Raw genomic sequence first — 1,025 nt, forward strand, 5'->3', positions numbered from 1 at the left:
TTTACCGACCAAAGTGAAGCAGAGCATGGGATACCGACAGCTGACCCAGACCCAACGATACCAGATTCACGCCCAACAGGGTGTCCGTATGAGCCAGCGGCAGATCGCTAAAGTGCTTGGCATCCATAGCAGCACCGTCAGTCGCGAATTGCGCCGTAACATCTCTCCTGATGGCTACGATCCCCGCCAGGCTCAGGCGTTCAGTGATCAGCGGCGGCGCACTGCCTGGAAAATGACAAAACGACTCCCCAGCCTCATGCGCTGGGTGGCTGATCAACTGGCTGACGAATGGAGCCCTCAGCAAATCAGTGGCTTTATGGCCAACGCCAATGGTGCTTACGTGAGCCATCAGTGGATCTATTCGTTGATCTGGGATGACAAGGCACGGGGTGGCGGTCTGTGGCGATATCTCCGGCAACCCAAGCGGCGGAGCAAGTACCGTGCACAGGCCAAGAGCGCCGGACTCGGCAAGATTCCGAACCGAGTGGGTATCGAGCACCGCGCCGCTGAGGTGGATGATCGACTCACGATTGGCCACTGGGAAGGCGATACGGTGCTCAAGGGACATAAGCAATCCGGGTTGGTCACGCTGGTTGAGCGCCGCAGTGGCTATCTGCTGGCAGCTCGGCTCCCCAATATCACCGCCGAACTGACACAGAAAGCCATGATTCGGCTGCTGAAGCCCCGGCGTGGGGCTGTTCAGACCGTGACACTGGACAACGGTTCGGAGTTCGCCAATCACGAGGCAGTGGCCAAGGCAGTGTCAGCGGCGATCTACTTCTGCGATCCCTATTGCTCCGGCCAACGCGGGACCAATGAAAATACGAATGGCTTGATCCGGCAGTACTATCCCAAAGGAACCGATTTTCGACAGGTGACGGATGCCGAGCTGAGAAAGACCGTCAATAAGCTCAATGATCGCCCCCGAAAACGGCTCGGTTATCGGACACCGGCACAGGTGTTTCTGGGGGAATACTCCGGCGCCCTGGATACCGCAGGTGCTGCGCTTATTGGTTGAATTCAGG

General features: G+C 58.0%; 1 protein-coding gene. It reads left to right on the top strand.

Annotation, left to right across the window (positions count from 1 at the left end):
- Nucleotides 1-25 precede the first annotated feature (25 nt).
- The gene (locus LUN51_RS17395) at nt 26-1,018 is read left to right on the top strand and encodes an IS30 family transposase (RefSeq protein WP_082021204.1); all 993 of its coding nucleotides are present in this window, start codon (nt 26-28) and stop codon (nt 1,016-1,018) included.
- Nucleotides 1,019-1,025 lie beyond the last annotated feature (7 nt).

Source organism: Chromohalobacter canadensis, assembly GCF_029544075.1.
GTDB lineage: Bacteria > Pseudomonadota > Gammaproteobacteria > Pseudomonadales > Halomonadaceae > Chromohalobacter > Chromohalobacter canadensis_A.